The following is a 13,927-nucleotide window of genomic DNA, read 5'->3' as shown; positions in this document are numbered from 1 at the left end:
CTGCCGTCACGCACCGTCTCCGCGATCGAGCCCACCCGGCCGATCTCCACCCCGTTGTAGGTGACCTTCGAACCCGGATCCATCACCAAACCCGCCCGCGACGCAATCATCGTCAGCCGCGTCTTGGGCGTGAAACCTCCGCGGAACTGGATGTAGACCAAGGTGAAGATCACCGCGAGCACCACCACCACGATCAAAGTGATGAACTTATACGGCGGCTCGCGTGAGTCGTTGATCTGAACGGGTGAACCTTCCACAGCGCTACACCGTGAGCCCGAAAATCATCGGCGACAGCCCGCCATATTGGTGGATATCCGGGTAACCCACCGTCGCCAACCCGCCCCTCGCCTCGGTGCCGACGCCACCCGGCGCTGGCATGTACACCATGCAACAAGACCAATGAAATGTACCGCGACGCAGTGGCACAAACAAAGGAACGCTGGAACCGACCGGCGCGCGACATCACCTTTCGACTATGCGCCCCGGCGGATGCCGGCTCACCGCCGCTATCGGCGCGCGAATGGTGTTGCCTGGCAAAGCTTTCGCGCATCTACGGATTGATGGTGTTGTCGCCGACCTGGCGGCCCCAGACGTACTCGTTCGCGTACGGCGACCAGCGCTCCCGCGATCTGTCCGCCGACCTCGCCGTCGTGGTGGCCGCGCGGTTTAGGCTCGATGAGGACCTCGGTGCGGAAGGAAAGGTGCGCGATGCTCGCAGCGTTCGGATTCGAATCCCTGGGCGTGGTCGTCGGGGACATGTACTTCATCGACCCGTCCCCGCTAAAGGGCCAGGAAACCCCGGAGCGGGGAGTCAGGCTGGAACTGCGTCTCGTCGACCGGGCGGCGCCGCAGGGCTCGATCTACGCCGGCGTCCCGATCGCCTTCACCCGCCCGGTGTGGCGGGTGGACCTGTTCGGGTCCACCGAGAGCCCGCCCGGGACGCTGGACCGCGCCCATCACCACCCCCAGTTCAACGGTTGGGAACCCAGCCGCCGGCACTTCGTCCCCGAGCTGTCCGCCGACCCGCTGGCCTGGTTGACCGAGCAGCTGGCCGACCCCGCCGCCGTCCTGGCCCGCGCCGGCGTCGACCCCGACGAGGTCAGCGAAGCCGACACGGCCGGCATTGCGGCGGCGGCTCCGGAGATCGTCGCCGCCGTGAAACGGTTGCTCGACGGCGTGCGCAACGGCGACCTGGCGCCAGCCCCCGCCGAGCCGGTCGCCGCCGCCCGCACCGGCTGGCTCTGAAGTGCGTTAGCGTCGTCGGCGTGACCCTGAAAAACATCGCTCTGACCACACTCGACGGCCGGCCCACCACGCTGGCCGAATTGTCCGACGGCGCAACGCTGGTCGTCAACGTCGCCTCCAAGTGCGGGCTGACTCCGCAGTACACGGCGCTGGAAAGGCTGGCCAAAAACTACGGCGACCGCGGCCTGACGGTCGTCGGCGTCCCCTGCAACCAGTTCATGGGCCAGGAACCGGGCACGGCCGACGAGATCCAAGAGTTCTGCTCGACGACCTACGGCGTGACGTTCCCGCTACTGGCGAAGACCGACGTCAACGGCGACGGCCGCCACCCGCTGTACGCCGAGCTGACGAAGGCCGCCGACGCCGATGGTCAGGCCGGCGACATCCAGTGGAACTTCGAGAAGTTCCTGCTCGCGCCCGGCGGCGAGGTGGTGCGCCGCTTCCGGCCCCGCACCGAGCCCGACGCCCCCGAGGTGATCAGCGCCATCGAGGCCGTGCTGCCTCGGTAGGCATGAAAATGGCCCTCAGAGAAGTCTCTGAGGGCCATTTCCGCTGGTAGCGGGGACAGGATTCGAACCTGCGACCTCTGGGTTATGAGCTAGCCGGCCGCAGTCCCGTCCAGTGCACTCAGTCTCATCAGTGCAGGTCGACCATGTTGACTCGTGCGACCTGTTTCGCTCCGTCCCGCATGTTCGCATCCATTCCACCGTGTTTTGTGGCCAAATCCGTGGCCATGCCTTGGAGCGAAAGGTGCAGTTGCCTCGCCGTATCAGTCGGTCAGAACCATGCTGGCCCGCGCCGCGTTCGCCGTAACTACGACTTCGAAGTTTGAGCGGTCGTGAACGCCGCTTCCCATTAGGTTTGGAGCCCGGACTTATTCGGTCGGTGGCGCTAGCTCAATGTCGGTTGTGGCCCTATGTTCGATCGCCGTTCGGCACGCAGCCTGCAGGGTCTCCGCGGCCTTCTTGCCGCCCACAACCTTGCTCACGGTTTCGAGGTCTGCGTCTACGACCGCTTGCAGATCAGTCAGTCCGGCATTCTTGAGCGCGAGTAGCTGTTGTCGATTGAGACCGAGCCCTAGTTGCGCTAAGTCGATCAGCTCTGGTGTAACACCGAATTCAAGGCGGGTGATTGTCCTGCTGACCAGAGCCTGAACCTCACTCGCGTTGTCTGGATAGAGCTCCTTTAGAACGGCGGCCACCGCAGGCAGTAGGTCACGCGTCCGATCAGCCACAGCGCGGACGACGCCCGCCATCGCGGGTCGATTCCACACGTGCTGGTTCAGATTTGCTTCTAACACGGACATCTCGATGCCGTTGATGAAGTAGATTGCTGCCACCGCTTTCTTCGCGCGGCGGACGACCGTGCCCGTGTCGGGGGCTGTCTGCTGAAGTGCCCGCAGAGGAACTCTGTCGACCTCTTGCCTCGCGAGAGTGCCGGGCCAGATCTGCGGTTCCGGGTTGTTCTTTCGACCGCTGATCGGGATGTACATGCTATCTACTTCAACCGTGAGCTGAGCTGCCGCAATGATCGTCGTGCTCTTCAGTCCTGCGATATCTATGCCCGACAGCGCAGAGGAGAGCCGGATGATTGAGTCAACATGGACTCCCGACTCGCCAGCAAAGCGACCGAGCGACGTGAGCCGGTACCCGTCTGCATCAGCTTCGATCAATCGCGCATCGATGAGCTGATCGAACCCATAGCCCAGCTGCTCTCGGGTCCATTGCTGGTCGCCACCTTCTCGCGCTTGCTGCGCAGCGAGGCTCGAATCCAAGAAGCCAATGACATCATCTTCGGTGACGGATTGACCACTCTCACCTTGGAACTGGGCAACAACCCGGAGCATTAAAGTTCGGGGATCACCGTCTGGCACCAACTGAGAGCGCAACGGCTCCAGGTCACCGTGAACGAAGTTTCGCCATGCGTTCGCTGTCCCTAGCGTGTCATTCGGAATCAGGTATGACTCACCATTTTTGGAGAATCCAAGCCGACCAGCTCGTCCCACCATGTTCTTGTATTCGGCCACGGTGTACGGGGTTGGTGTCGGGCCGGGATGCGTCAGACCAACGATCACAACAGCTTCAGCCGGTGTGTTGACACCCATCGCTAGCGTGGTCGTACCAACGATGACGTTCAGTCCCGAGTCCGGATCTCGGAAAGCGCTCTCGATTGCTTGCCTCTCAGTCCGATCGAGATCCGCGGTGTGCAGCGCAACCCCCTGGGACAGCGTGCGTCGCAGTGTCTCCGTACTGGCGGACACTTCGCCGCTGCTCATCGCCTCCAACACCGATGTTGCAGCCGGCAGTCCCAGTGCGGTGGACAAGTACACGGCGCACCCTGCAACCTCGCCCTTGGTCTCTCGGAAGACAATGACCTTCTTGCCTTCCTCGACGAGTCGCTTCACCAATGGGATGACGACGCTCCGGCTGCCATCGTGATGGAGCGGTTGAATGAAGGCCGGGATGCTCCCTTCCGAGCCGTCCGCAGCCACAAACTGCAGGCCACCGGACCGCCCAATCACACCCTCCCGCAGCTCAACCGGTCGCGTCGTGGAATGCAGGTGGTCGCCGCCGATCCACCGGTCGAGACCGCCGAGATCTCCCACGACGGCAGACAGGGTGATGATCTGCGGTGACCCAACCAGACCGCGCCGATTGTTGAGCAATGTCATCAGGAACTCCAAATTGGAGCCGCGACTTCGGTCTGTCAGTGTCTGCGCCTCGTCGATGACAACAACCGAGATCGAATCGAGGATATGCGGGTTAGCGAGCGCGAGGTGCGTCAGCTTCTCGTAGGTCAAAAGTGCGAAATCGTACTGGCCACGCAGAAATTCAGAAACCTGATCACTGTAGTCGCCCGTCGCCCTGATGGTCTTAATGCCCAGCTGCCCGTAGACGCGGGTGAACTGCTCGTACTTGTCGTTGACCAACGCCTTCATTGGCAGCAGAAACACTGTGCGGCCGCGCGTCGCCGCAGCCTTGATCGCGGCTAGCTCACCGATCATCGTCTTGCCCGAAGATGTAGGAGCAGTCACTACCAGGTTCTTGCCGTCGAGCACACCATGGTCGTTGATCGCTCGTAGTTGCAGATCGTTAAGTTCGTTAATGCTGGCGGACCAGACATCGAGCACCTCTTGCGGAAGTCCATAAGCGACAAGAGATGCGGGGTCGGTAGTGGCTGGCTGGCGTACTCGGTCTGGGAAGAGAGCACCGTACTGCGGTCCCGCGACGAAGGTGGGCCAGAGAAGTGTTCCGTCGACTTGCCCTCGCAGTGTCGGCGTCTGGACTCGACCCATTTGCGACGCGTCAGCAAGCACGCGCTGCGTAACGTAGCCGACCACCTTCAACACGTCGATTTGATCGTTGTGCCGCACGTCCTCCATCCCCTGCAGCGCTTCCAGCAGCCGGTAGGTGAAGAGTCCGTGACCGTGCAATGCGGACTCCAATGCTTCCTCGTCGTCGGCGGAGGCCGTCAACACCAGCCGGCCGGTTCCAATGAAGCGGGACAGAATGTCGGTTGCTGTCGTACGCGTGACTCCGCGTGACGTGAGACCAGTTGCAAACACACGACTCCCAAGACCGCCCGAGAAGCAGCAATCCAGCGCGCATAGGACGGTCTTGCCGTTGATCCGGGAAAGGATGTCGGCAAGCTCGTCCAGCGGCAGCGATGTCGCTGCTAGATCTGCGACGTCAGTGTCGTAGCAGACGATCTCGTGGGTGTCCGAACCATGGCCAGCGTAGAAGATGAACACAACGTCATCCGGCCCGGCATCTGTTGCCAGAGTCTCCAGTGCCGATCTGATCCCGTGGACTGTCGCATCGGCGTCGGTGAGCAGCACATGGGACGAGCCGGGGATTGTGTCGGCGAACAGCGCATGTAACGCGCTCGCATCCCGCACAGCACCGCTCAGCCAATTGATTCTGAGATCGTTGTATCGGTCAATGCCAATAAACAGACTATGGAATTTCATGTGTTCCCCTGTCTTGGCACGCGGCCCGTCACCTAGCAGCTCGAACTGGGGTGAGGCCGCGACGGCGCGACAGTAGCGCAACGTCTTTCGTGTTGACATCTCGCTTCAACCCGCGGAGGACGGCCTGCTGCGTCTCTGGCGTCCAGAAGATCCGCAAGCTTTCGCGTGCGCGTGTGACGGCGGTGTAGAAGATGTTGTGGGTGATGGCGTCCTCGTTTGCGTCGGTGATCACGACCTTGACGGAGTCGTATTCGAGACCCTGTGCTTTATGGATTGACACTGCGTAAGCGACCTGGAACGGCACCATCGTGCTCGTCGAGTCATCGTCGTCGTCGCTGACATCGTAGTCGTAGACCGAGAAGCGCACCGTACTGTCGGCAACCCACTGCAGCTCCACGCCGTCAACGTCGAATTCCGATACGGCGCGGTCGAGTACGACATCGAACTGCACACTGTCCTCGAACTGCTCGATCGCGGCGATTCGACCCTTGAGGTTGTTGTAAATCACCGGCCTGAAGCGGTCGGTTTCGTTGAACAGCACCGGATCACCGACCTTGTAGGTGGCGATCCCCCACCGGACGGCCTTGCCAGGGTTGCTGCTTTGCAAGAAGCGGTTGATGTTGTTAATGCCGTAGAGGCCGTCGTAGTTCAAGCACAGGATGATCTCATCATCACCCTGAGCCTCGAACAGAGTCTTGTCGAGCACGGAAGAGTAACCGTTGCGTACGATGACCTCCGCAATGTCATTGTCGATGTCACGGACCTTCTGCCAGAATCCCAGGAGCGCAGGGTTCTTGGTCCGAAACGGCGTCGTTAGTTCGAAGACCGACGCGCTCGGAATGAAGGAGCGGATGATGCTGAACCAGTTCCCAAACTCAATCGCCTCGATCTGGTAGACATCGCCAACGAGCACAACCAGCTTGGCGGTCGTGTTCTCCAAGACGCTGATCAGATCGGCGTTACTGACCGTACTGGACTCGTCAATGACCAAAAGGTCATATTCTGAGCCAGCTTGGTACGTCTGGCTGCGGATCGTGCGGAACGTCGAGTTCTGTGCAGTGACCCTGCGCTTAAGGTTGTCGACGGCCGGATTGGTATGGGCAAGAAACAGTTTGGTCTTGTCGTTGAAGTAGTTCGCGATGTGATCGACCATCGTCGACTTGCCGGTACCCGCGGCGCCGTAGACGAGGGCAACCTTCGACTGGCTGAAGAGCCGCTTCAAAGCATCCTTCTTGGCCTCGTCATCGATCAACCGCGGCGTGTGGTCAAGCCAACGCTGGACAGCATCGCTATAGCCCTCGATACCCGACGAGGCGAACTCCTGAAGCTTCTTCACGATCGCAACAGTGTCGTCTTCATACTTCCGGATGAAGACGTGTCCCTTATCCAGCTCCAGTCCACGGACATCCCGGTGCTTGTAGTAGAGCCGTTGGTTGTAGGTACACATCAGATCACCGACGTCCCCGAGATCTTCTAACTCAGCAACTGGCGTGTACAGGACAGCTCGGTGTTCGACGTTGTTCTTGACCCGTCGTGCGAGCAGTTCATGATTTCGTCCGGTCGCATCGAGACACTCCGCGAGGTCCCAATAGCGAGGATTGTGCGCAATCGGTGATGTACAGAAAGGCATGTCGTCGAATGGAATGCAGCCCCACTGCAGATTCAGACCCGACAGTCGCTGGCAGCCCTCCCAGTTGTATTGCGGTTTCAGAATCTGATTGTGCATCCGCAGCATGAGGTAGCGAATCAAATTGTGCCCTGGCGACTTGCTTTGAATGATCCGCCGTGCCTCATCGAGCGACGGAAAGATCTGCGGCTTGCTGACGCTCACGGTGGCCGCTTCCTTCGCTGCGGCGTACTTGGCATCCGGCATATCCATCAAGTCGAGCAGCGAGCCTCTTCCGCTGGTAAGTCCCTTCATGAGGTAGCGGTATTCAGGTCCGTTTGTGCGCACCTTGCTGTCAAGATCAAACAGCCGTGCGAAGTTGTCGAACTCGCACGGGCGGATCGAGACCTGCCAGTCACGGATGATCGTGATTGGCATTTCCTGGTGCAGCACAGTGATTGACGCGCTCTCCAACGTCAACCACGCCGAGTACTTATCGGTCATATCGATCTCGGTGAACGCGATCACGCGGTCGAACTTGCTGACCTTATTGACGGCCTTAAAGAAGGTCACCTCGTAGAAGATGCGCCCGCCAACGAAGAATGGCTTCGTGCGGTGGATGTAGTACCGGACGCCTGCTCGGCTATCGAGTCGCTTCGAGCGAACGTCCTCAATCGCTGCGGCGATCTTCTCGTGATACTCCCGCAGAGAGGGGTCCAAATCGACTGGGAAGGACTCCAAGTTGGCCAGTATGGCGATACCGCACTGTTCGCTGACCAGGCTGCGGATGCGGAGAAGGTACTCGTAATACTTCAGCATCAGCCGCTCGGACGCATCTCCATCCACGGTGTAGTGCGAGGTACTGATCTGTGTGAGCTTGTGAAACTTCCCAAGGAAGTTCAGATTTCCTTTCGACCTGACATAGGTGAGCCCAGAATCGACTGCTGCATAGAGGAACTCGTCATCGGGGTTACCTGATTGAAGAAGCATCGCAACACCCTCGATGAGGTTGCGCAGCTGGGCAAGAACATTCTGGGACAGAAGATCTCGCTGTTCGGCAAGTGCATCGATGTTCCCGCAGATTGCCTTGTCTACCGCGTGGATATGTTCGCTGATCGTGGTCATCTAGTCCACGCCTCCGCGTTCGTGGTTCCGACGGCCGTCTACGGTGTCGGTAGTATGTTGGCTCTGCTGCTCCAACTCGCGCCAATTCGGCACGAGCGCGGTCATCATGGCTTTGAACTGTTTCCCATGATCTCGGTACCGAAGGTGGAGAAGCTCGTGAACGATAACGTAATCCTGAAAGTCCTCGTCCTTGGCCGATAGATCGTCGGCCAGTGTCACAACGCCGTTCGGTGCGCAGGATCCCCATTTCCCAGGCAGCAGCTTGATCTGCACCTGCTCGGGGTTGACCTTCAGTTTGACCGCCCAGGCTTGGGCACGTCGACGGAGTTGTTGTTCGGGATAGAGCCACGATCGTGTCACGTCGACGCCGCCTGTTCTAAGACCTGCATCACGCGCTCGATGACCGCCGCGCGGTCCTCCTTACCGAGCGCCAGGAGCGGCTTGTAGAGACCCGCACGGAGCCGACGCTTTTCGTCGGGAATGTCCCGCCAGCTTGGAAACTTGGCGAGAACCGTCTCAATTTCCTTTGCAGCAGCGAGGCTGTCGAAAGGTGTTGCCTTGACTCCACTGTCATTGCAAATAACCCAGTAGATGGCGAAGCCGAGGTCGCTGAGGCCGCTCTGCTTGGCCCGTTCCTTGGCTTCGGCCTTCTCAATGGCGAGCGCCTCAAGTTGAACGATCGCAGCGATACCGTTTATCTGGCGATCTTCGAGATTCTGCATCACCTGGTCAGCGCGGTCTTTAATACTCTGCAGCACAACGGCACCCGCTGGATCTTCCTCCATCTCTTTGCGGAGCCCACGGAGCAGGTTGTAGACCTTGCCCTCATCAGGTCCCTCATCGCCTTTGAGCTGCTTCAAGGCCTCAACGTCGAAGTCGACGATCTTCGAGAACCGTCCGAGATCCTCTTGGGTGGCACTGCCCTCGATGAGTTTTCGCGTCTTGTGTTCGAGATCCCCGAGGAAACTGCCGGACTGGCCGTAGTTGGCACGCACGGCGGCATAGAGTTTCGACAGGTCCTTGTACGTCTGAATGTGGTCACGCAGACCGGGGTCTGGCGACAAGATCTCCCACAGCGCTTCGATATCTTTGTAGGCATCGAAGAAGAGCTTTCGTTCGGCCGGTTCGATGAAGCGGCCGAAGACGGCAGCCTCAAGCTGGGCGTCCGGCTTCTTTGAGCCATCAGCATTGAGATACTCGCTGGCAGCGGCCGTGATCTTCTCGTGCAGGTCCACCATTAGGATGTCCAGGTCTTCGAGTGCACCCTTCGCGGTCGACGCATCGAATGTCAATGCCTTTGTCAGATCCTCAAGCACGCTGACGAAATCGACAACCAGCCCGACCTTCTTGCTGACGTTCTGACTGTCAATGTATGGCCGGTTCACCCGTGCGAGAGACTGAAGGAGCACGTGGTTGCGCATCGGCTTATCGAGGTACATCGCGTAGAGAACGGGAGCGTCGTAGCCAGTCAGCAACTTGTCGGTGACGATGAGGATCTTCGGCTCCTGATCGGCCTTCTTGAAGAGCCTGCGAACTTCTTCTTCGCGCGTCTCGGAGATCTGCAAGTTGGCTACAGTCGGCCGGTCAACGATGTCGTTCACGTTCCTGCTGTAGACCACTTCTGACCACTCCGCCGGCAGGTACCGATCGAGCGCGACCTTGTACTTAGCGCACGTCTCACGGTCGACAGCCACGACGAACGCCTTATAGCCGAGCGGTAGCACGTTCTCTTTGAAATGCCCAGCAACGAACTTCGCGACCTGATCGACGCGATTGTCTGCGCCAAGAAACGCCCGCAAGTTCACAGCCCGTTCTAGGACTCGGTTTAGTTCCTCGACATCCGTTACGTCCTCTTCGCCAGCGAGAGAGTAGAACTGGTCCTCAAGGTCCTTGGCCGGTAGACGCATGCTGGACGGTGCGAGTTTGTAGCGGATCGGGAGGGTGGTCTCGTCCTCAATGGACTCGATGATCGAGTACTTGTCGAGGAACCCATCCTCGTCGTCCCGGCCGAAAATCTTGAAAGACCCCGAGCCTGCCTTGGAATCACCGACAGGCGTACCGGTGAACCCGATGATGGTGGCATTCGGGACAGCAGCCATGAGGTAGGTACCAAGATCGGCGGCAACCGACCTGTGGGCTTCGTCGATGAAAACGTAGATGTTGTCCCGCAGCGAACTGTTGGCTTTGATTTCCTCGAACTTGTGGATCATCGAGACGATCAGCCCGCGGCGGTCGGAGTCCAGGATCTTTTGGAGATCAGCCTTGCTCTCGGCTCGCTCAACGTGGATGTCGGCAGCCTGCATCTCACCAAGAAGGCGATCCACCCACCCCCTCAGTTGACCTTCCAGCTCGTTTCGATCGACGACCAAAATGACCGTTGCCGTACTGAATCGCGCCTTATCCTCAAGGATCTGACGGGCAGCGCTCAAGAGGGTGAAGGTCTTACCAGACCCCTGCGTGTGCCAGATGAGCCCTCGGTTCTTTTCCGGATCTGCGCATCGGGCGACGATCTTGTCGACCGCCTTGCGTTGGTGCTCGCGGAGCACCGATTTTCTGGTCTCAGAGTCCTCGACGTAGAAGAGGATCCAGTCCTTCAATGTGCGCAGGAAGGCGTGCGGCTCGAAAAATGCCTCAACAGCGCTCTTATAGGATTCTTCTGCCGCGTACTTCCATTTGAAGATGAAGCGCCGTGAGACATTCCATGTAACGCCGTACCAGTACCCGAGCATGTGAGTGACGTTGTACAGCTGCGTCTGAGCGACGAGTTCGGGCGTCTCCTTCTCGTATCGACGAAGCTGGGTGATCCCCCGGGTAAGGGCATCACCCGACGTCGGGTTCTTGTGCTCCACGATTGTGACGGGCAGCCCGTTGACCAAGAAGATCACATCAGCCCGGTTACCCTTCCGAGCGACGGGCTCGACCTTCCACTCCCACGTGACCTGCAGTAGGTTGGCGTCTGGGTTTGCGAAGTCGATGAGTTGAACTGCGCGACTGAGCTTCTCGTTCTCGTCGTACCACTTGTGCTCACCGCGCATCCATCGGAGAACTTCCCAGTTTCCTTCGATGGTTGCCGGTAGTGCTTCGATAGTCTCGACGACGGCCCGAGCTTGATCCGGCGTCAACCACGGATTGAACTCACGTAGCTTGTCCTCTAGGACGGACGTGAACAGCATGTTCTCCCGGCCGTGCCGGAGGACCTCAGCATCGACTGGCTCAAGAATTTCCCACCCGATCCCTTGGGCGTGAGCCACCATCGGAAACTGCGCTGTTCGCGCCTCGCTGATTTTCAGAGTGCTCATGCCGGTGCCTCACCGACAACAGCCAAGCTTGGCGCAGCAGGACCGGCAAAGGTTTCGACGCTCAACTGACCAGACATCACGTGGCTCAAGAGATAGCCGAAAAGCTCTTCGCACAGCGCAGCCTTCTGCCGCTGGATCCAGGATTTTTCTTCGACAGCAGACAGTATGGCGACGATCTGATGCGCTTCATCCGGATCGGTTGGCCACGCGACCACGAGTGATTCGACATCGCTTAGGTTGAGCGTCATGGTTCCGTGAGCAGACGGAACGATTCGACCGAGCAGTCGCTCCTTGCTTGAGTAGATCGCAGCACGGAGGAATCGCCCTGGGAAAGCGGCGTATTGCTCTTTCAGTACGAGCGCTTTGACGTCCTGGTTGAACGCCATGGGCCGGCTGATCGCCGCGACAGGCAAGTCCTTCGCTAGGCCCATGCCGCGTACGAGCAACAAGACGGAATCCGTGGGCGCCAGCCGGCTGCCAGACATCACGCCGTCCTCGGACAGGTGGTCGATCGCGTCATGGATGACAGGTGCCTTAAGGTCTTTACCTGACACCCAGGGGACTTCACCAATCCAGTACTCGGGAACCGACTTTCGAGGAGTTCCACCACTCCAGATATCACACAGTTCGCCGACGGTGCGCAACTCCCAGGCCTCCGGGATCGGGCCGATCTCGGTGTCCTTCTGCGGTGCCGCCCGTAGGCTGCCGGTCGGAGAACCGTTCTCCGGAAAGGAGACTCGCGTCACCGGCGCGAGCAGCCGACTCGCTTCGTCTTCTTGCTTTTCCAGGGAGGCGAGGTCAGCCGCGATCTCCGAGATCGAGCGGCGCTCGGCTTGACTGCTTGACGCAGCCCACCGCGCCGGACTGAGATTGTAATCAGCCTTTGCAAGCTCGTTGATATCAACGATTGCCATCTCACCGTCGACTGGCTCACCAGCCTGATACATCCGCGCAAGCTCAAGGACGTGATTGTCAGACAACACGTTCTTGGGTCGGCTCTTGTCGAAGCGCCGACTCGCATTAAGCAGGAAGACTTTTCCTTTGCGCGAGGCAGGCTTCCGCTTGTTGAGGATGACGATGCTTCCAGCTGCGTTCGTGTTATAGAACAAGTTGTCAGGGAGGAGCACAACGCCCTCGATGTAGTCGTGGTCGACGAACCACTTTCGGATGTTCCGCTCTTTATCCTCATTCTTTGAGCCAGAACCACGCGTCATCGCACCCGTATCGAGCACCACCGCGGCCCGCCCGCTCTCGCTCATGACGGCGAGGGTGTGTTGCAGCCAGGCCCAGTCACCCTTGCCGGACGTCACGCCGCCAGCCTCCGTGAAGCGGTCGTAAGGATCATCTTCGAATAGGCTCGGATCAAACGTCTGGTTCCACATCGGGTTGGCGACAACAACGTCGAAGCGCTGGAGACCTCCCGCTGGGTCGCGGAACTTCGGATTGATCATGGTGTCGCCGCGCTGTAGGTCAACGTCCATGTCGTGGATGATCGTGTTCATCTGCGCCACGGCGTAGCTTTCGGCTTGAAGTTCCTGGCCGAACATCTTCAGCGGCACCTTGCTCGTCGGGTCGATCTCGCGAGCGACGATCTGTAACTTGATCAGGAGGCCGCCGGAGCCGCAGGCGTAGTCATGGCAAGTCTCACCGGGCCGAGGACGCAGAATGCGGGCCATCAGGAATCCCACTTCGGTCGGCGTGAAGAACTCACCAGCCGACTGCCCCGAACCTTCAGCGAACTTACGGAGCAAGTATTCGTAAGCCCTGCCCAAAAAGTCTGGCTGCACATCGGCGAGCCCGAGCCGATAGCGCGGATCGGAAAAAGCCTCTACAACGCCCCGCAAACGGGCTGGGTTGATATCGCGCTCCCCATTGCGCTCGGCCGCGAAGTCAACCACGTCAATCACGCCCGATAGACCGGGGTTGAAGCGGACGACTGCACGGACAGCCTTAGTCAGGTGTTCACCGATGTCCTTCGGGGTGGTCGAACGACCACGATCGTCAAGGGGCCACTCGTACGGCTCTCGTCCCGAGATGACGCCCCAGCGAGCCTCCTTCGGAACGTGGAATCGCAACAACTCTTTATCTTCTTCGGCTATCTCGAGGGCAACGTCTCGATCGCCAAACTCTTCGGCCAGGCGGGAAATCTCGTCATCGAAGACATCCGAAAGACGCTTCAGGAACAGCAACGGCAGCAGGTAGTCCTTGAACTTGGGCGCATCCTTCTCGCCACGGATGGAGCAGGCGGCATCCCAGAGCATCTGCTCCATAGACATGACGCTGCGCGCAGCAGGAGCGCGACGACGCCGCGCTGGCATCGGAGGCGCGTCCGTCGGAACATCGCCGACATCGATGCCCGCCTCTACAGCGAGGGCCAGTATCCGGGCCATGGGCGACTTCTGCGGACTGTTCCCTCGGCCCTCCCAACGGTTCACGGTCGCGAACGAGACTCCGAGCCGCTCAGCGAGCTCCACCTGAGTGAGGTCGAGCTTCTCCCTGATAGATCGCAGAACGTCAGGGACAGCCACCGCAGGGTTCATTTTTGTTATCTTTGTTATATGACAAAACTTTGTCAACCCCGACGCGCCGCGACCTGCGGTCTTGCCCTCATTCCAGCTGTGTAAGAGCCTGGCCAGCTGTGGAATCGTGCACGATCGCGGCCTTCAGCTGTCGCAGAATGGC

Annotated in this window: 9 protein-coding genes; 2 read left to right on the top strand and 7 right to left on the bottom strand. The window is 59.5% G+C overall.

The window, feature by feature from the left end; translation table 11 throughout:
* Nucleotides 1–203: MlaD family protein (locus tag BST14_RS19550; protein WP_438502190.1), on the bottom strand; the 203-nt coding region annotated here is incomplete at its 3' end.
* 58 nt (nucleotides 204–261) lie between these two features.
* A complete protein-coding gene (locus BST14_RS31460) occupies nucleotides 262–387 on the bottom strand; it encodes a hypothetical protein (protein ID WP_281252817.1) in 126 nt (41 codons plus the stop codon).
* Nucleotides 388–708: 321 nt separating this feature from the next.
* On the opposite strand from BST14_RS31460, the gene BST14_RS19545 reads away from it, so the two are divergent.
* Both BST14_RS19545 and BST14_RS19540 read left to right on the top strand, forming a co-directional pair.
* Nucleotides 709–1,245: a hypothetical protein gene (locus BST14_RS19545; RefSeq protein ID WP_083066034.1), complete on the top strand. Its 537-nt coding sequence runs from the start codon at nucleotides 709–711 to the stop codon at nucleotides 1,243–1,245.
* 20 nt (nucleotides 1,246–1,265) lie between these two features.
* Nucleotides 1,266–1,754 (top strand): glutathione peroxidase, encoded by a 489-nt coding sequence (locus tag BST14_RS19540; protein ID WP_083066033.1) that lies wholly within the window; start codon nucleotides 1,266–1,268, stop codon nucleotides 1,752–1,754.
* Nucleotides 1,755–2,119: 365 nt separating this feature from the next.
* Here the strand turns inward: BST14_RS19540 and BST14_RS19535 are convergent, their stop codons facing one another.
* From BST14_RS19535 to BST14_RS19515, 5 genes are read right to left on the bottom strand one after another with little or no spacing between them, the layout of a single operon-like run.
* The gene (locus BST14_RS19535; protein WP_158085904.1) at nucleotides 2,120–5,215 is read right to left on the bottom strand and encodes a DEAD/DEAH box helicase; all 3,096 of its coding nucleotides are present in this window, start codon (nucleotides 5,213–5,215) and stop codon (nucleotides 2,120–2,122) included.
* A gap of 28 nt (nucleotides 5,216–5,243) precedes the next feature.
* Nucleotides 5,244–7,946 carry an ATP-dependent DNA helicase gene (locus tag BST14_RS19530; RefSeq protein ID WP_083066031.1) on the bottom strand — a complete coding sequence of 901 codons (2,703 nt, stop codon included), beginning with the start codon at nucleotides 7,944–7,946 and terminating at the stop codon, nucleotides 5,244–5,246.
* Nucleotides 7,947–8,306, bottom strand: coding sequence for a M48 metallopeptidase family protein (locus BST14_RS19525; RefSeq protein WP_083066030.1), 360 nt, complete (start codon nucleotides 8,304–8,306; stop codon nucleotides 7,947–7,949). It lies immediately after the preceding gene.
* Nucleotides 8,303–11,245 carry a type I restriction endonuclease subunit R gene (locus tag BST14_RS19520; protein ID WP_083066029.1) on the bottom strand — a complete coding sequence of 981 codons (2,943 nt, stop codon included), beginning with the start codon at nucleotides 11,243–11,245 and terminating at the stop codon, nucleotides 8,303–8,305. Before BST14_RS19520 ends, BST14_RS19525 begins: the two co-directional genes overlap by 4 nt.
* Entirely contained in the window at nucleotides 11,242–13,785 is a 2,544-nt protein-coding gene (locus BST14_RS19515) for an N-6 DNA methylase (protein ID WP_211280766.1), read from the bottom strand. The genes BST14_RS19520 and BST14_RS19515 overlap by 4 nt, the downstream gene beginning before the upstream one ends.
* Between the last annotated feature and the right edge of the window lie 142 nt (nucleotides 13,786–13,927).

The sequence above is a fragment of the Mycobacterium arosiense ATCC BAA-1401 = DSM 45069 genome (assembly GCF_002086125.1).
Lineage (GTDB): Bacteria > Actinomycetota > Actinomycetes > Mycobacteriales > Mycobacteriaceae > Mycobacterium > Mycobacterium arosiense.
This window is presented reverse-complemented; position numbering and strand designations above follow the sequence as displayed.